Origin of the sequence: Actinoalloteichus fjordicus (assembly GCF_001941625.1) — a bacterium.
In the GTDB taxonomy this organism is placed as follows: domain Bacteria; phylum Actinomycetota; class Actinomycetes; order Mycobacteriales; family Pseudonocardiaceae; genus Actinoalloteichus_A; species Actinoalloteichus_A fjordicus.
The window spans coordinates 1094311-1112086 of the sequence record NZ_CP016076.1; the positions used below are offsets into that span (position 1 = coordinate 1094311).

15 protein-coding genes are annotated in these 17776 nt (G+C 64.8%); 7 read left to right on the forward strand and 8 right to left on the reverse strand.

Annotated elements, in window-relative coordinates; all coding sequences use genetic code 11:
• Window positions 1-1197: 1197 nt before the first annotated feature.
• From UA74_RS05070 to UA74_RS05115, 7 genes are all read right to left on the reverse strand, one after another.
• The gene (locus UA74_RS05070; protein WP_075765971.1) at window positions 1198-2406 is read right to left on the reverse strand and encodes a hypothetical protein; all 1209 of its coding nucleotides are present in this window, start codon (window positions 2404-2406) and stop codon (window positions 1198-1200) included.
• Window positions 2407-2856: 450 nt separating this feature from the next.
• Window positions 2857-5313 carry a DEAD/DEAH box helicase gene (locus UA74_RS05075; RefSeq protein WP_075763896.1) on the reverse strand — a complete coding sequence of 819 codons (2457 nt, stop codon included), beginning with the start codon at window positions 5311-5313 and terminating at the stop codon, window positions 2857-2859.
• Window positions 5310-6893: a site-specific DNA-methyltransferase gene (locus UA74_RS05080; protein ID WP_083682931.1), complete on the reverse strand. Its 1584-nt coding sequence runs from the start codon at window positions 6891-6893 to the stop codon at window positions 5310-5312. The genes UA74_RS05075 and UA74_RS05080 overlap by 4 nt, the downstream gene beginning before the upstream one ends.
• A gap of 369 nt (window positions 6894-7262) precedes the next feature.
• Entirely contained in the window at window positions 7263-7763 is a 501-nt protein-coding gene (locus UA74_RS05090) for a hypothetical protein (RefSeq protein ID WP_318533287.1), read from the reverse strand.
• Window positions 7760-9370 (reverse strand): helix-turn-helix transcriptional regulator, encoded by a 1611-nt coding sequence (locus UA74_RS05095; RefSeq protein WP_157442161.1) that lies wholly within the window; start codon window positions 9368-9370, stop codon window positions 7760-7762. The genes UA74_RS05090 and UA74_RS05095 overlap by 4 nt, the downstream gene beginning before the upstream one ends.
• Before the next feature lie 273 nt (window positions 9371-9643).
• Window positions 9644-10318 carry a hypothetical protein gene (locus UA74_RS05110; protein ID WP_075763906.1) on the reverse strand — a complete coding sequence of 225 codons (675 nt, stop codon included), beginning with the start codon at window positions 10316-10318 and terminating at the stop codon, window positions 9644-9646.
• Window positions 10319-10695: 377 nt separating this feature from the next.
• On the reverse strand, window positions 10696-11034 hold the full coding sequence (locus tag UA74_RS05115) for a hypothetical protein (protein ID WP_075763908.1): 339 nt from the start codon (window positions 11032-11034) through the stop codon (window positions 10696-10698).
• Between the two features lie 59 nt (window positions 11035-11093).
• Between UA74_RS05115 and UA74_RS31520 the strand changes: the two genes are divergently transcribed.
• Window positions 11094-11357 (forward strand): hypothetical protein, encoded by a 264-nt coding sequence (locus UA74_RS31520; RefSeq protein WP_157442163.1) that lies wholly within the window; start codon window positions 11094-11096, stop codon window positions 11355-11357.
• Here UA74_RS31520 and UA74_RS05125 read toward each other — a convergent pair.
• Window positions 11329-11586 carry a hypothetical protein gene (locus tag UA74_RS05125; RefSeq protein ID WP_075763910.1) on the reverse strand — a complete coding sequence of 86 codons (258 nt, stop codon included), beginning with the start codon at window positions 11584-11586 and terminating at the stop codon, window positions 11329-11331. The genes UA74_RS31520 and UA74_RS05125 overlap by 29 nt on opposite strands.
• 432 nt (window positions 11587-12018) lie before the next feature.
• Here UA74_RS05125 and UA74_RS05130 point away from each other — a divergent pair, with 432 nt between their 5' ends.
• The 6 genes from UA74_RS05130 to UA74_RS05155 all read left to right on the forward strand — a co-directional run bounded on the left by UA74_RS05130 (window position 12019) and on the right by UA74_RS05155 (window position 17746).
• A complete protein-coding gene (locus tag UA74_RS05130) occupies window positions 12019-13023 on the forward strand; it encodes a phosphoenolpyruvate carboxykinase (ATP) (protein ID WP_157442164.1) in 1005 nt (334 codons plus the stop codon).
• Complete coding sequence (locus UA74_RS05135) at window positions 13020-13970, forward strand: glycosyltransferase family 2 protein (RefSeq protein ID WP_075763914.1); 951 nt, start codon at window positions 13020-13022, stop codon at window positions 13968-13970. Before UA74_RS05130 ends, UA74_RS05135 begins: the two co-directional genes overlap by 4 nt.
• Window positions 13960-14802 carry a phosphotransferase gene (locus UA74_RS05140; protein ID WP_075765977.1) on the forward strand — a complete coding sequence of 281 codons (843 nt, stop codon included), beginning with the start codon at window positions 13960-13962 and terminating at the stop codon, window positions 14800-14802. Before UA74_RS05135 ends, UA74_RS05140 begins: the two co-directional genes overlap by 11 nt.
• Before the next feature lie 5 nt (window positions 14803-14807).
• Window positions 14808-15944 carry a glycosyltransferase family 4 protein gene (locus UA74_RS05145; protein ID WP_198042928.1) on the forward strand — a complete coding sequence of 379 codons (1137 nt, stop codon included), beginning with the start codon at window positions 14808-14810 and terminating at the stop codon, window positions 15942-15944.
• Between the two features lie 168 nt (window positions 15945-16112).
• Window positions 16113-17096, forward strand: a complete 984-nt coding sequence (locus UA74_RS05150; protein WP_198042929.1) for a glycosyltransferase — start codon at window positions 16113-16115, stop codon at window positions 17094-17096.
• On the forward strand, window positions 17093-17746 hold the full coding sequence (locus UA74_RS05155) for a histidine phosphatase family protein (protein ID WP_075740998.1): 654 nt from the start codon (window positions 17093-17095) through the stop codon (window positions 17744-17746). The genes UA74_RS05150 and UA74_RS05155 overlap by 4 nt, the downstream gene beginning before the upstream one ends.
• The last annotated feature ends 30 nt before the right edge of the window (window positions 17747-17776 follow it).

Consider the following 17776-nt stretch of genomic DNA (forward strand, 5'->3'; position numbering starts at 1 on the left):
ATACCGACCTGTCCGGTCCACCCCCGCCCGCGTCCAACGCGGCTGCTGACAAGCAGCGTGATGCAACGACGCTGTTATCGACACCTCGTCGTCGACAACAACGACCGAAGGGCTTTCGGAACCAAGATCGCGTCCACAGGTCTGGCAGAGTCCCGACCACAAGTTGCGTGACAGTTCCTCCAAGCCAGCGCGGCCCAGCTCAGACTGTGTGAACCTATCGACACGAACACGTGCTAATGCCATCGAGACGCCTCTCTGAGCTGCTGTCGTTCGACCTCAAGCAATCGTCGGCCTCCAGATCATCAGTGAAGCAGGTCGGTGTCGTGTCGCGGAAGGCGAGTGGTCGTCCTGTTGACTCTTACCATTGCTTTTGGTGACGTTCATCACTGTTGATCCCACTGATAGTCCCTCAGCGACCTGAGACTCCCACGATGCGGTGGACGCCGCTGCGGCGATTGATATCTCGGCTCGCTACCGATAAGAAGGGGCCCAGGGCGCGGCCATCTCCGGCTCGAGGCTCGCGAAAGAGAACAATCCGACGAGAACGGAGTGGGGGCCAGAGGTTCGGGTCCCCTCAGGGCCACCATCTCGAGGCCCTCCTGATCTGGGAGGTTTTCCGGGTAGGGAGAGTTCTTTGTGTTGTGGGCGACGACCCCGAGCGATCACCTTCCGCCGGGCACCGAATCGACTGAGCATCGGCCTGTCGACGATGTTGGAGGATCGTTCTTGGCTCCCAAGACGCCGTCCACACCGTGGTGGAGCGGCCGGGATCGAGGTGCCTTTCCTGATCCGCTGATGGCGGAAGACTTTGTCGTCGTCGGCGAGGTCGCTACCACCCTCGGGCTCCTCCGGCGGGTTGCGCACCTGCGCTGACGCCACTGTTCCAACTCCGGCTGCGCCCTCCAAAAGACCGCCAAGTAATCCATCCCGCGATTCTGACCGCAGGCTGTAGGCGGCGGGGCCTAGCCCCTGCGGCATGGGGCATACCGGCCAACGGGAACGTCAAGAGGATACTGCTCGGAGCGGGGGAAGCCCTGGTCGTCAACCCGGCCATCATCATGTCGGGCACGCCTTAGAGCAAGGCCGGTAGCGCCGCCGCTCTGTAAGAGACCAGCTACGAACTCGGCGGTGTCTGCAATGGTTCCCGATCAACTCTCCGACCATCCGGAGCCGAACCGAGTTACTACTACCACTGGCTCAGTCCTTGTCGAAGTGCGCCTCGGCGGCCCGACGGATCTGCGCTAGGCGCTTCGAGACGGCGCTGTGGTTTGCGTACCCGAGCACTTCCGCGATCTCGGTCTTCCTGGTCACGCCGCTGTTGAGCAGCACAACGATCTGCCGGTTCCGGGCGTCCAGCAGCGCGAGGAAGTCGTTGGTGACCAGGTTGCCCAGCACCTCGCTTTCCGGCCCCTGAACCGGGATGGTGTCGGTCAACTCGACGAACTTCACCGTGACCTTGCGCCGTTTGCCGTGCAGCTTGCGTTCGAAGTCCTCGCGTGCGTACGACCAGTGGCTGGAGAAGTCGTCCTCGATGCGGTGGGATCGGACGGCGTCCAGGATGCCGCGGAGCTGGCCGGTCCGGTCGGCGGCTTCCACAGTCTCGACCACGGCGTCGTGGGCGTCGTCCTCACCGAACCACACGGGCCCACCCATCCTCGGGTTGCTGGCGATGGCCCCGGCGAGCACGCTGCCGTCCTCTAGGAGGACCGGGCTGGGAGTCCTGCCCTTGTCGACCTCGGGGAAGTCCCGCAGCCGCTCTTGGATCGTGGCGGTCACCGCAGGCACCCAGAAGTCCAGGTTGTGGGCCAACAGCCGAATCGGGTCGTCGGCCGAGAACGCCTTCATCTTCGACCCTGACATCAGGTGCGGCCAGACCGTCCACGCCCACGCGCGGGCCAGCCGGGCTTCGAAGTCGGTCGGGAGCAAGTCGTCGATGCCTGCCCAGTCAGCCATGAACGGCCACTGGCCACCACGCAACAGCGGGAGTCCGAACATGCCCAGGACGCGCTTGGGCAGCAGGTGGAACAGCGACGCGTACTCGAAGTACCGCGCCCGTGTCCGCGGCACGAACGTGACGTTGACGTCGCCGAGGTCGGCGATCTTGGCCATCGGCTTCGGCAGGGCGTCCAAGTCGAAGAAGCGCCGTCGGAACTGGGCCGCCTCCCACAGCATGTTCCACTGCGCGAGTGCGACGAAATCCCCGTCGGAGGCGTGGGGCATCGAGAGCGTCGCGTACTCCGGCGGAGCCGGTTCGAGCGGGCGGACCACGCCGCCAAAGATGAATCCGGCTGAGATGTTCCGCAGGGACGGGAACTCCTCCGTAGTGGCCTCGGCCTCGGGGATGAACACGTCATCGCGCCGCCACGCCAGCACCTCGGCCGCAGTCGGCTCACGATCCTCGCTCACCTCATCCTCTCCCGTTCGCCGCTCCGTGCGCTGACTGGTCCGCTCGTCGATCTGAGTCATACCTACATCACGACAGCCTCCGCCGGATCCGTTCCGAGCGCCGCGACAGTCACCGGACGTCACGCACTCCTCGCCTCCGACACGACCGGATTCCTCCCCGGCGCACCGTCAGCCGAGTTCGCATGGACAGCCGGCTCGGATTGAGCGACTTCATGGGGCGAACGGCACACGACTCGTCGCGCCGATCGCCTGCAATCGACGCGGTAGGGCCACTTCTGCGGATCGGCTGGTCGAAGGTCGGCCCTGGCCCGTAGCCCTGAGCTTCGTTCTCCGGTAATGGCGAGACGTCTGGGATGGATGGCGGCGCATCGCGGTGCCAGAGCTGGTGTCGACCGCCCGTGTAAGCGTTTCGGCCACGGAAGCTCCCTCCAAGAGCAGGTGCGGCGGCTATCACTCGGGCTTGGTGAGCGCCAGCAGCTCCTCCCAGCTCCCGGCTTTTTTGATGTTGCTCTCACCCGCGAACATGTATCGCCAGACGCCGAACTCGCCTCTGTCGCGGGCGAACTGTGCCCACTCCTCGGCAATCCGCTTCTTGTTGAGCACATCATCCCGGCCAGCGTCGCGGTCGGCTTTGCCTTCTATCACCCAGTACACGCCCTCAGTGTCGAGGACGACGAAGTCTGGGTAGTAGCGCTTACCGTTCTCCAGTTCGATGTACGCATCGCCCGGTTCGTACAGGCGCAACCACCAAACTACTGACTTGGAACCGTCGAACAAGTGGGCCAATTTAAACTCGGTGCTCTTGGCATCGAAGTTGACTGCGGGCTGGATCGACTTGCCCCAGCCGCCGTACCACCGGTCCTTGCTGAACGTCTCGTCCCATTTGCTGCCAGTGTCGCTGGGCATCGGCCGACGTACCGGAACTTCGACTGTGCGCCATCCCCAATGAGGGTTTAGACGACGTGCGTTGTAGGCCGCCTCAACCAGTTTGGCGATGGCAGACACCGCCTGGTGAGTGCGCCGTTCGCTCCATAGTGCCTCGTCGTCTTCGTCGGCGACGCCAGCCCCAAGCAGAAACTGCTTGGCGATCCGCTCGGCGGCGTTGAGCTCCGGGAACGACGCCTCCACCAAACCGAGGTCGAGGATGCGGTTCTCGATGTTTCGGCGGACGTCCCACACCGGCATGTACTGTTGAACTGCGTCCTCCTCTTCGACCTGCTGCGCACGAACCACGGTCTGACCCGCAACATCCCGTTCCACAAGCAGCGCTTGGCGCTTGAGGTAGACCGGGAACTCTGTCTGGAACGCGGCACCCTCCGCCCGGGCTGCCGAGTTCTGCACATAGCTGAGAGAGAACTGGATGGGCAGTACCTCACGTTCGCGACGTGGAAATTTGATCAAGGGTGCGCCGTCCACTCTGTCAAGGATCTTAGTGACAGCATGGTGGTCGTGCTGGTGCTGGGCTGTCGTGGCCTCGAAGGACGCGATCTGGAGCACGTCCGAGCCGTCCACGCGTTCGCCGTTGATGACTCGCTCTGGTCCAATCAAGTGCAAAATGCCCTGTGTCTCTGCCTCCTGGACACCTGATAGATCGGGCGGGCTCGCGCCGGAGGAAACTGGTGGCGTGGGCACGCTTCCTGGCGTCGGAGCTAGCTTCGGACCGCTCTCGGGGGGAACGACCCGCTGAAGCAGCGCATCCTTTTGCGCCAGCAGCTTGCGGTATGAATCATGGGCGACCAGATCGACCTGGTCGATCGCTGGCACACCCACTCGCTTGCCGAATGGTAGCCGCAGACCGCGTCCGAGCACCTGTTCGGTCAGTGTCTGTGAGGCGAGCGCCCGATAACCGACGATCACGCCGATGTTCTTGACATCCCAGCCTTCTTTGAGCTTGTCCACGCTCACCACGGCCCGCACCGGTGAGTCTGGGGACTCCACGTCCGCCAAATCCTTCAGCGCATCGTCGTCGGATTGCGAGGTGATCACCAAAACTCGGCCTTCGCCGGGCAGATAGCTGTCCCCTCGCAGAATGGTGGCGACCTTCTCTGCGTCACGGATCTCTTGGCAAACCACGAATAGTACCGGTGCAATCTGGGTCAAGTTGTTGGTCTCGGCCCACGTGCGCCAGACCGCCTCCTTGCGGTCGCGCAGGTGACATGCGTCCGCAAGCTGAGTCTCGATGTCCTTGATTCCATCCTCGCGATAGACGATAACCGGGATCTTCACCAACCCGTCCGCGATGGCCTCGGCCAAGCTGTAGGTGAAGATGACTTTGTCGCCATCAGCCTCGTCAGGGGTCGCAGTCAGGCCTACCAACGCGCGGGGACTCAAGTCGCGGATTGCCGAAGCGAACGCTTTGGCATTGGTGCGGTAGACATGATGCTCGTCGGCGATTACCACGAGGTCGTTCACTGACCGAAGGTGCTCGTAGAGTGGGCCACCAACGAATTCGTCGTCCTGACGCAGCTTCCGAGACGTGTTGGCGGTGGGCCGGATCAATTGCTGCACGTTGAACACGAACAACTTGAGTACGTCGTTGCTGTGAAGCGCATCTCCGACTTGACCCCGTGAGTAGTTCACCGAGGTGATCAGCAATGGCTGGTGTTCCGCGTGCGGCACGAATTTGGGGTGACCGGGAGTGAAGTTGCCGACCGTCTTGCTCTGGATCGTCGTACCCGGTGTCACGATCAGCACGTTCCGAACGCCCTGGACCGCGATGTACTCGACGAGCGCGGCGGCCAGGTAGGTCTTGCCCACCCCGGTGGCCAGGTCGCAGACGACCTCACGCCCGTTGCCCTCTTCGATCTCCTTCGCTACGGCCGCGAGGGCGTCAGCGTTCGGTTCCCGCAGGTTCATCCGCGCCTTGATCTCCTCGACCAGCGCGCAATTGAAAGGTACCCAGCTCACCGTACGATCTTCCCACGCTGGACAAGGTCCCGTGGCGCCTTGAGCAAGCGTGACCCGTTGCTCAACCCGCGAAGCACCTGCTCAGTGCCGGGTGCTGCCGCTTTGGTAACCACTGTCACTCGCTCGTCCGTCTCCAAGTAGGAGATGATCGAGGTCACCACGACGTCATCTACCACCCCATCCACAACCGCCAAGCGAGTACGCCCCTTCGTACCTGCGAACGGGCCATCAGGTTCGTATGCGAACCCGAGTTGTGCTGCGACGGCCCTTGCGAACTCCTCGCCCTTCGTCCAATCGGCGAGTAGCACCCGGGACCCAGCGCACTCATACATGGACGGGCCGAGCGTCAGTACCCGGAAGCCTCCCCCTCCGAACCAATCGACATCCTGCGTGACCCCACCGGAGTCCTCTCCGATAACGACCTTCTCCAGCCGAGGGCGGGTGAATGTCTCGACAGTCTTCGGAGATATCTCTACGGTCACCCATCGGCGGCGCATCTTATGAGCAACTGCGGCAGACGTGCCTGACCCACCGAAGCAGTCGAGTACGAGGTCGCCGGGTTTGGTCGTGATCGCCAGGATGCGTTGCAAGAGCCGCTCTGGCTTCGGTGTGGCAAAGACGGGAACGCCAGGCAGCAACTTACGCATTTCGCGACTGCTGTCACCGTTACTCCCCACGTCCGTGTAATTCCACACGGTGCGCGGGACGAGGTCCGCTACTTCAGACAGATATCGCTTGATCCTCGGACGGGCGTCTCCTCCGCCGCGCCACCAGATGCGTCCTTCTCTATCCAACTCTTCAAACTTCCCCTTTGAGATACGCCAGTAGCGTCCGGGGGGCGGGCGGAAAATATTTCCGGTTGGCCCGGTCACCTCGTATTTACCCAGCGAGTAAGCCTTGTTAGCGAATGGATCTCCGGGCGTCCATGGTCCCCGAGGGTCGTTGTCGGGATTCCGGTAGCTCGCATCGGACTCGGCGGTTCGTGGGAGTCGGTATGGCCTCCATGTCGATGCATCTTTCGCAAAAACATGAATGTAGTCCTGATCGACAGAGAAGTGCCTAGCGCTGTTGCGAGGACTGTCTGCCTTCTGCCAGATAATGGTCGATACAAAGTTCGATCTGCCGAAGATCTCATCCATCAGGACGCGGCAGTAGGCCATCTCGGCATCGTCGAGGTGCACCCAGACCGAGCCATCCGGTGCAAGCAACTCGCGGATGAGCAGCAGCCGTTCTCGCATCATGCCAAGCCAGATGGAGTGCTCCAAAGCGTCCTGGTATTGCTCGAATGCTTGACCAGTGTTAAACGGTGGGTCGATATAAATAAGCTTTACCTTGCCCCGATAGCGGTTGGCGTACTCGGGCGTTCGGCTGAGTGCGTGCAAGGCGTCATAGCTGTCACCTTGGATGAGGAGGTTGTCGTCCACACTTCCGGCAACCTCGCCAACCTGCCCTGCCGGGTGAAGCAACCGGACCTCAGTGACGCGTGGGTGACTGCGCTCAACCCACTCGTAGCCGCCGTTGCCGTCTGGCAGCAGTGCTTGATCTTTATTGACCCAAGACAGGGCCAGCCGGCCACCCATGCATTCACTCCACTCTTCACCTGCTGGACGACAGCCTAGCGTCGCGGGGCGACGCTCCCGTCCAGAGCGGCCGCTGGTGCTTCGGACCCAGGTCTTGCGGGCTCACCGTGGAGGGGCAACCCGAGGTGATAGAGACGATCTGCGTGTGGTCGAACCCCTTTGCGTACGACGCCCCGGCGGACACCGCTAGCTTCACATGGGAACCTTAGGCGAGGCGCGATCGATGTCCGCGCACGTACGGCACTGGTGATGTCCAGGACTATCGGTCAGCTCGGCTGACGCTGCAGTGGGGCGGCCAAGCTTCGGGATAGATCGCTACACGGTCGTCCTTGGAACACGGAAGGGGTCCGAGGTGTCGCTGTGATGCGCTCAGGCCCGGCTGGTTCCGGCTGGCCAGACCACAGTCACGGGCAGGCCCCGTTGTTGCGCGGCGATGACGACGTCGGCGGTGCCGCCGCTGCCTGCCGCTGGTCGACCGTCCCAGACCGCGATCACCTCGTCGACACCGCCGAGGAGACGCTCGGAGGCGGCCATGTAGGCGGCGCTGTCAGACGTGTCGAAGGGCATCGTGTGCACGGAGGACGCCCGGCTGAGCAGGCGGTCGAACTTCGCCGCGTTGTCGGGCTTGACCTTGCGCGTGCGGTAGTCGGCGGCGGGCAGCACGACCTCGACGGCACCCCCGAGCTCGAGGACCACCTCGGCGAACACCTGATCGGCCCCACGCGCCAGACACGTCACTCCGACCAGACCGCCCGGAGCCCGATCGCGGAGAAGCCCTCGGATCGCCTCGGCGATCGGCGGTTCGCTGTCGGCGGTCAGATTCGAATGTCCGGTGACACCGATGCGCATCGTCGCGAGGGTTCCCTTCAACTCGTCGTCAGCTCCCTCACGGCCTGACGAACGTCGTGGACGGCGGGGACATCATCGAACACGGCGGCCTCACGGTGAAACTCCCGTAGTTTCCGGCCGACCCGGCCATGAGCCAGGGTGGGGATTGACGGAAGGACCTCGGCGATGAGTTCGGCGGCCCGGTCAGGCTCACGGGAGATCACATGCGTACGAGCGAGACCGATCAGGTCGAACGTGCGGGTGCGGAGGTGATCTAACGGGCGCAGCCGCAAGGCGGTGTCGATGTACTCCTGTGCTGTGCGCGCGTGTCGCACGTCATGCGCGGCGAGGTCGCGGTAACGGGCTCCGACGACTCCGGCGAGTTCGGCGTCGTCCAAGCCGATGATGCTCGGATGGCTGTCATCCTCGTCGACGCCCTCGGCGTGATGGTCTTGGGCGGCGGTGACACAGCGCTGGAAGGCCTTCGCGTCCCCTTGCTGAGCGTGTGCCCATCCTTCCCGCGTAGCAAGGAGCGCTCGCAACCGAGGTGTCGCCTCCCGTCGTGTCAGGTACTGCGCGAGCTGAACTGCCTCCAATGCGTCCTTTGGGCGGCCGAGGTCGCTGCACTGGCGAGCCAGTGCAGCGAGAACGACTGCGACCAGCACACGATCGTTCGCCGCGTGGGCCAGCTGGACGGCGAGGAGGAAGTAACGCTGAGCGCTGTCGTGCAGGCCGTCGTCCCAGTTCATCGACGCCACGAGTTCGGCGAGCTCGGCAGCGACCCGGAAGGCGCGTGACGTCTCCGGGGTTCCTTGTGGCGCCTCGCGGAGACGCCGACAGAAGGCATTGAGTTGAGCCGCCACCATCCGAACATCGAGACCACCCGCACGGCGGTGCAGCCGGGTCAACTGCGCCACGATCTCCTCGGCGTCCACCAGCTCGGCCGTGGCGAAGGCATGGCCCGACGCTGATGCCGCGAGGACTGGACGAAGAACCGGCTCCAATGCCGCCGTGAATGCCGCCCCGGCCAGCGCGGCTGTGGTGGTCAATACCGTGCGTCGGGAGGACACCGCCAGATCCACCTCACTCTGATCAAGGACCTCGCGCACCAGGCTGCTCGCCTCCCAGAACACAAGGCGAGGACTGGACGATGGGCCGGAGGCCACTACGACGTCGCCGGTGCGACTCCGCCGTGCTCCGGCATCGCGTGTCATCGGCGATTCCTCGAGTGCCAGCAACTGCTCGAGTTCTTCCAGCGGGACCTGAAGCGCATTGGCGATTCTCGGCCGGCGCCACGGCTGGGGGGTCAGCTCGCCCCGCTCCCATCGCCCGACCGTGGAGAACTCCACCCCGACTCTGACAGCGAAGGACTCTTGGGAGTACCCCAGGATCTTCCTGCGTTGACTGAAGGCTTGACGCCGCGACATCGTTCCCCCTGACGGTGATGACTGCAGGTTAACCGCCCTCGGCGTACCACAGCGGCGAAGCCGGGGCGAATACCCATCGTCGCGGCGAACCAGTTCCTCAAGTTGGTCAGTGGCGTCACGATCCCAGCGCACGTGGATCCCCGCGCACCCGGATGGACGACGCCGCCGGCACTCAATCTCGCCCGACAGATGCTCGATGAGGCACGCGCGGGCGGAATTCACACGACATGAGCTGCTCGGCGGTCGGTTCTGCCCAGCGGTCGAGACTCGTTCGGGAGCACGGCGAGACGCACTACCGGTGCCGTCTCGTCGCGGTGCCGCTTGAGCGCATGGTCGAAAAACTCGACCGCCGGCAGCAATGCCAGCGGTGGGAACGCCGCTACCGCTACGGCGACACACTCGGCTCCGTCGCCGCCGCCACGTTCGCGCATGGTGCGAGGCAGATCCCGAACACGTTGGCCTTCGCCGCTCGTGACCTCGGGTAGGGACGACGCACTACTCACGCCGAGGTGCCGGCCGCAGCAGTGGCCCGAACATCGGGGTGTCGGTGTCAGGCCGTGCCGGTCCCTGAGGGCGAGTCAGCTGGTTGGGGCGGGTGGTGTCTCCAACCGATGTGTGGTGGTCAGGTCGTGAGGGTGGTAGCGGTGTAGTGGTCGGGGCGAGTTCGCGGGCTCGGGTGCGGTGGACGACGGCGCGGCGCCGGTCCTGGGTGGCTTCGGTGTGGAGCGGGTCGCCGTGGTCGGGTGTCGGATTGGTGTTGAGGGCTGTTGCGGCGCGGCGTTGCAGAGCGAGGGCGAGTCTGCGGTGGCAGGTGGCCTGGTAGTGGCTGGGGAGGTCGCCGAAGACGGTGAGTGCTCGGGTTAGTTCGGTGACAGCCGCGTGCTCGGGCGAGTTGGCCGTGTTGGGCTCGGGCGGTGGCCTGGAGTGCCGGGAGTCGAGGTGGCGGGTGAGTGCGGTCGCTTCGGGCAGGAGGGTCTCGGCTGTGTCGATGTCGCCGAGTTTCTGCCGGGCTGCGACTGCCTTGAGTAGGAGGCTGGCCTGGCCGAGTCGGTGTCGGCGGGTGTGGTCGGGGTCTTGAGCGGTCTGGGTGGCGCGGTGGGCTGCGGCGGCGCCGTCGGTGAACACGGTGGGCGTGACCAGGCGGCGATGATGCAGGAACAGCGGCCACAACGTCTCAGACAGCTGCCATGCCAGGCGTCGCGGTGATTTCGTGTGGCGGCCACGAGTGCCTCACGGAGGGTGTCGTACTCAGTCCGCAGCCAGCGCAGCGCGTCGGCGGTGTCGTCGAACGGACCGGGCTGGTCACGGATCTGAGTGACCACGGGTCCGAAGCGAAGGGGTCGTGGGTAGGACCATCAGGGAGGCGCGGGCGGCGCGCGGTAACACCGTTGTCTCGATCACGTAGAAGTCCACGAAGTCCTGCTCCGTTCAGGCTGAGTAGGTGGTTCTGCACGGCTGTGGCGACAGATGGGACCCGCCGACTGAGGGATCGGTGGTGGGCGTGGTGGCGCGGCCGGATCGATCTCCGGCGATCTCCCTTCGTGCGGTCAGGTCTTGTCTTGGCCGGTCGGGTTGTCCTCATCGGCGGCGGTGAGTGTGAGAGTGAAGCCTTTGCGCATCGTCACGATGCCGCTGGCGGCGGTGTCGAGTGCGTCGTGGGTTGCGGTGATCGCGATGATCGCGGCGGCGTGGTCGTGCTCGGCGGCGACAGTCATCGACAGTTCGACTTCGTGGACGTCGAGGCTGGTGCTGAGGGCCTGGTCGGCGATGATCGAGTTGTCGTAGAACGTCGCGGCGACCATCGTGAACCAGTCGTCGAAACGCTGCGGGTCGAACTGGTCGAATCGATGAACGAGGGTGATCTCGAACGTCCTCAGCGTGAACACCTCTTTCTGCGGAACCACATGCGGAGATTGCGGACATAGTTGCTGCCAGAGGGTGTCAGGTGGACAGCCCGTTGATGTTGGCCGCACGGGCAGCGTGCGTGGTAGTAGGTCTTGCCTTTGGTGACGAGCCAGCCGTCGCGCTCGACATCGCGAAGAACGGCTTCCAGTTCCTTGCGGGGGTGGCGTGGGCGGCTGCGGCGCGCGGCGGCCAGGACGTCGGACGTGCGCACATTGGGCGGGTTGCGTGCGGTGATGTTCTCGTCGGCGGTGGATGGCGTGTCGAGGTGATGGTGCTCAAAACGTGGACCTCAGCCTCCCTCTGATGTCACTGACGCTCTGCCGCAGGACTGCCATGTCCTCTCGTGCCTGGGCGGTGCTCGCCGCCGCACGTTGTTGGAGGGCCACCAGTTCCGGTTGCCACGGTGCATCGCCTACCGCTCCGAGGTTCTGCTGAATTAGCGCAATCTCGTTCTCCGCCAGACTGAGCGCGATCACCGGTCCCTCGGACTCGCAGAGTTCCAAGGCGTTGTCGAGTTCGGCGAATCTGCTCATCGATTGGGTGCTCGCTTTCTCTTCTTCGGTTGCTGAGCTGGCGCCGGAATCTGGTGGCAACGGTGCCGTTGGGACTACTTCGACCTTGCCACTGCAATTGAACGTCCGCCCCAGAGTGCGAAACAGGGCGCCCATGGGGCGCTTATGGGGCGTCCATGAGGCGAGAGGCATGATGACCTGCTGATATCCCGACCGGCACGGTTGTGGCGAATGGGTGAAACCGTGAAAGACTCTGGCTATTGGCAGCGAGAGTGAGAGATGCTCCACGGCGACTCGTGATCGCTGACTCCCCACTGGGGTACCCGGTGAGAGGTTGGCGGGTGACTTGTCGGACAGGGAAGACCGACCTCGACGGGGTCGAAGGTGGACGAAGCAGGCCGGCTTCGCTGAGGCCATTGCCGTACCTGTTTCGGCCGAGATGGAGTTGAGCGGATGAGCCGTGAGCATCAGGTTGTTGCCGATCTTGGCCCGGTGCGAGTCACAGTGGTCACCGACCACGTTGGCGTGGTCGACTACCTGCGCGCCTTCTATTCACTGGAGCCGAGCACAGCCCATGAGGAACTTTCGGGGTGGACGATTCAAGCCCGACTGGCCGAACCGGAACCGGGGATGGCCCTGACACCGTGGCGAGTCGGCTACCGCGTCGACCTGGAGTCCCAGCAGGCAGTGGTGTGTTCGTCCGATCCGAGTGATCTCGCAATCACGGTTCGGAAAGTGATCCGGGAAGTGTTGCTGGACTATTGCGAAGCGCGTGAGTACACGATGCTGCACGCCTCCGCCGTGGCTGACGGGGCGCGGGTCGTGATCGTGGTTGGGGACAAGGGTAGTGGCAAGACCACTCTGGCGTTGGGCGCAGCCCTGGGCGGCTCTCGGTTTCTGTCCAACGACCATCTCATCCTCTACCGCACACGGGAAGGGCTCGTGGTGACGTCGTTGCCGACACCGATCCCGGTCAAGATCGGAACCTACTTCGACTACGCGGACCGGCTCGGAGCTCCATGGGGGAACGAGGGTGTCGACATCGAGGAGTTCCGGCGAATGCCGTGTCAGCAGCGCTACGGTCACGATGTCCGACTGCTCTATACCTATCGCGGTCTGGGACAGCGTAACCCCCTGCACACCGTGTTAGCCGGCCGTCAGGTTGTGGTGGTGCTGGCCGGTTATGCCCCTGAAGGCCAGCCTGTCAGCGCCCCGACGGTGGTGGCAGATCCGGTGGGGGCGCTGTGGCCGCACGTCCGCTTCGACTGGGTATTCGACCCAGGGCTCAACACCCATCATCTGCCCCGCATCGAACGCGACCGCGATGCCTACGCCCGTGACGCGGCAGAGCGGCTTGCCGAACTCGCAGCAGTTTCGCGCGTGGTGACCTGGCGCCACCACGGCGCCCTCACACCGCTGTTGGCGGCCATCGCCGACCAACCGGAAGGACCACGATGAAGAGGATGCTCCCGCTGGTGAGCGTGATCGTGCCGACCCTCAACCGGCCGATCGAGCTAGGCCAGGCTCTGGCGAGCGTCGCCGCCCAGCAAGACGTCGACCTCGCCGAGGTGGAGGTCGTCGTCATCAATGACGGTGGGACGTCGGTCGAGTCGGTGATCGCCACAGCACGGGACTGGGGCCTGCCTGTCGTTGCGATGACTCATCCGCGCCGGTGCGGACTGCCCAGTGCCCGTAACACCGGCCTAGACCTGTCCAGAGGTCGATATGTGGCGTTCCTCGACGACGATGACGTGTTCCTGCCCCGCCATCTGGTCACCGCATTGGCCGGGCTGGAATCTGGTGCGGACGGGGTGGCCACGACCTGCCTGGTGACCGATCATCGGATCGATCCGGACCGCCCGGTGCGGGAGGCCGTGGTGTGGGATGTCGGGTTCGATCCGCTGCTGTTGGAGGTGTGCAACCTGTTCCCCGTGCACACCGCAGTCTTCCGTAGGCCCGCTACGGCCCGGCTGCATCCTGGGTTACCGGCGATTGAGGACTGGGACTTCTGGCTGCGCCTGACTCGGGAGCACGGCTACCGCTTCAGCCGCATCCATCAGCCGACTGTCGTCTACCATCGAGTGCCGCAGGCTGACAGCATGATCGGTGCCGTCGCCGAAGAAGCACCGGCGATGGCAGAGTTCAGCGCGTTGGTGCGTCGGATCTGGTTCCAGTGGCCGCCCACAACCGCACGGTCCGCGCGGTTCCGTCTTTACAGCGGCATCATGTACTGGAAGGTTCTCGGTGCTCTGGCGACCGGAGCGCCGCCGAACCCGCATTACTACCTGCACTCGATCCAGGCGATCGAGCACGCCTGGCACGAACCGCAGGCCGAAGCGGACCTGGTCGATCAGCTGGCCCGGACTGTGAGGGGAGAACACGCTGGTGACCGGCATGCCGCGTGACCTGAGAACTATTGATCTCGGCGGTGTAGTGCTGGGCGAGGTGCTGCGCGTCAGCGACAAGTCCCTGCTCGCGCTCGGCGAGCGCGACGGCCTGTCCGTAGTGATCAAGGTGTTGCTCACCGACGAGGAATTCTGGCAGGCCAAGTTCCACCACGAGACGCGGATTTATCAGGCGTTCGCAAGGAACCCACCGCCGGTTCGGGTGCCCGGACTACTGCACACCAACGGGCACAGCGTCTTGGTCGTCGAGCACATTCCCGGCCAGCCGGTGGACACCGAGCGTTACCCCGCGCAGCCCTTGTCAACAGCCGCACTCGCCACCGTGCTGGACACCGTCACAGCCTTCGCTGGCTGGACGCCGCCCCCCGGCGTGCTGGCGCCCGTGTTCGACTATCCCGACCGGGTGGAACGGTACTACCACTCCGGGTTCTTCGACGCCGACGACCGTGCCGCTCTGCACGCCCTGCTCGCGCTGACGCTACCGCCGTGGAAGGCCAATCATGGCGACCCGCTGCCAGCGAACCTGCTGCTCACCGAGCCAAGCGGATGTGTGCTGCTGGACTTCGAATTCACCGGCTTGTTCCTGCCCGGATTCGATTTGGCGCTGCTGCGCACTCTGCTCGTGGATACCCCGGGCGCCCACGACGCCGTCGACGCCCTAGTGGGAGAGGCTGAGATAGAGATGCCTTTCCTGATCAATCAGGCGATCGTGCTTTCGCGTGAGCTGCGCCTGCATACGGAGCTGCCCGACGACGAGTTTCGCGCCCGACGACTGGCCCAGCTCTACCCACAGTGGGACGCTTTCCGGGCACGCCTGCACAGGCGTCGGTGAGGGCGGTGCGCATCGCGTTGGTGCACCGGGATTTACACGCTACGACGAGGGGCGGAATCGGAACCCTCTACCGAGCGCTCGCCCTGCTGTTTCACGCCGCGGGCCACGAAATCGTTCTCATCACTCAGCACACCCCAGACCCCCTCACTCTCACAGGCATCCGAACGCTCGCGTTGCCCCGCACCGACGATCTCGGCCGCCATCGTCAAGCGGTGGAGACGGCACTGGCTGACGTGCGACCGGACGTCGTGGAATCCTCCTCGTGGGAGGCCGAAACCCTGCACTATGTACGACGACCTTCTCCGGCGCGGGCGCCGGTCGTAGTTCGCGGCGACCTCTCCGCGGCCACCATGCGCGCCTTCAGTCATCTGATCACCGCCGAACGTGAGTTGCTGTACGCCGCCGAGAAAGTGCTGGCAGTCAGCGAGTTCGCCGCCGGCGATCTGGCCGCCGCCTACGGCATCCCGCAGCCGGTGGTCATCGCCAATGGCGTCGAGCGCGACCGCTTCCTGCCCGGCCCCGTCACGCTCCCGACCGGCGGCCGGTGGATCACGCTCGCGGCCGACGCCACTGCGGCGACCAGCCGGTCCCTTGCCAGCCCGAGTACATCGTTGCCGCCGCCGTGGAGTAGCCCTGAGGGCGAGCGGCATCGCCTGGTGTGGGTGGGCAAGACGACACCCATGAAAGGGTGGGACCGCCTTGAGCGGCTGGCCGGTGAACTCGTCGACGTCGCGCATATCACGGTGCTGCTGGGGCACGCCCCGCCTTTGTCCCCGATCACGCTGTCCGGCGTCGAGGACACCGTGACGATCGTGCAGGACTTGCCCGCAGAGGATCTGCCGGGCTTCTATCGGGCGGGGGACTTCCTGCTGTCGACCTCGCGGTGGGAAGGATTCGGCCTGGCCATCGCTGAAGCGTTGGCCTGCGGCACCCCGGTGCTGCTGCCCGCCGACCTCGGCACCGCACCGGAGCTTCTCGCGGCTGGCGGCGGCCACACTTACCGCACCGCCGCTGATCTCCGTGCCATCCTCGCCGACGTTGCGCCAGCGGCAACGCTGCCCGCCTGGTTCGACTGGGACACCGCAGCGGCCGAGACACTCGCGGTCTACCGCACGCTGCACAAGGAAACGATGGTGACGTAAGCGATGCGCGTGTTGGTTCTCGGCCCGGATCACTCGGACGGCAGTCTGCCGCCTTACCTCGACGTACTGACCGCAGGCCTGCGGCACCACGGTGTCACGGTCGACCGGCACGGCTCCAGCCAGATTCCCTACGACCAGACCCGACACCGGTTCTGGCCGTTGGAGAGGATGCTCACCGAAGCACGTGCCCACGCCGACCAGGTCGATCTGGACAGCTACGACCTGGTGTCGCTGCACTTCGGCAACCTGGAGATCGAACAGCTCGTCCCCGCGTTCTGGGCAGATCGACGGGTTGACCGCCCCGACCCGCCGGTGGTGTACCACGTGCACACCCTTGCCCCGACCCTGTTACACGAGCACGTACCCGATCGACGCTGGAACAGCGTCGTTCAAGAGGCAATCCGCACCCTCGACGGCTACGTATTCTTCGGACAGTATGCGCGCCACCAACTGGCCGGCACGATGCCCGACGATGTTCCTGGCGGGATTGCCTGGCTGCCTACCACGATCCCGGTCGGAACTTCACCCAATGCCCGGCCAGCGCTCGCCGCAGCCCTGGACACACCGCCGGGGATACCGGTGATCAGCCTCTACGGTTACGCCGCACCGTGGAAGGACGCGAGCCTGCTCCGCTCCGTGCTCGAGCGGATGCGCGTGCCGGCACGGGTTGTACTGGCTGGAGATCTCTGGAATCAGCCCGAGCAGGCTGGTGTCGACCTGGGTGCCTTCGTGAAGGGGCCGATTCGGGTCGGTACTGGCGAGCTGGTCGTGGTACCTGGTTACCTCGGCCCGGCCGATCGGGCCGCACTTGTCCTGGCTAGCGCGGCCGGGGTGTTCCCTTACCGGTCGCACCCTAGCTTTCAAGGCAGTGGTGCCATCGCCGACTACCTCGCCCACGCCGTCCCCGTAGTGGCGACCGACGTCGCGAACCTGGCTGAACTCGTCGGCGACGCAGGCCGGATCGTGCCCACCGGCGATCCGGAGCTCATGGCGACCGCACTGGACAGCATCGTCGGCCATGGCGTTGTCTCGGTGAACGTCGCTCGCTGCGCCAATGCTCGTGCCGAGCAGTTCACCGGTGCTACCCACGCAGCGCGATGCCTGGCGATATACCAGCACGTGCTCGACGCCGACCGGCGGAGGAAGGTATGAAACCGACCCGATTGACCTTGGCTCGGCACGGAGAAGCCCACTGCAACGTCCATGGCATCATCGGCGGCCCGCGGGGCTGCACCGGTCTCACCGACCACGGCTACCAGCAGGCCCATCAGCTGGCCGACAGGCTGCGCATCGACCACGCCCAAACCCCGATCACCGCCGCTTACACCACCCCGCTTCGACGGGCGCGTGAGACGGCCGACATCATCGGCCACAGCCTTGGGCTGTCCATCACCACTCTGGACGATCTGCGCGAACCCGACTACGGCGACGCCGACGGAAAATCATGGACCGAAGTCGTGGCCGCATTCGGACGCATCCCCGCCCACCATCCCGACCAGCCCATCGCGCCCGGCGCCGAACCCTGGTCCGCCTATCTCCGACGTGCCAATGCGACCTTGTGCGACATCCTCCACCGGCACACCGAGGGCACCGTGTTGATCATCGGGCACGGCGAAACCGTCACCGCCGCAGCCCACCTGTTCCTCAATCTGGCCGCTAGCCTCCGCGCGAACACCGCGTTCGCCGTGCACTACGCCAGCATCACCCGCTGGGAACAACAACCACTCGCCTGGACCCGCCCCGAAGCCGGCTGGCGCTGGACCTTGCTGAACCACAACGACACCACCCACCTCACTAGGTAAGAGGCGAGGTGATCACGAGCCACCCGGACC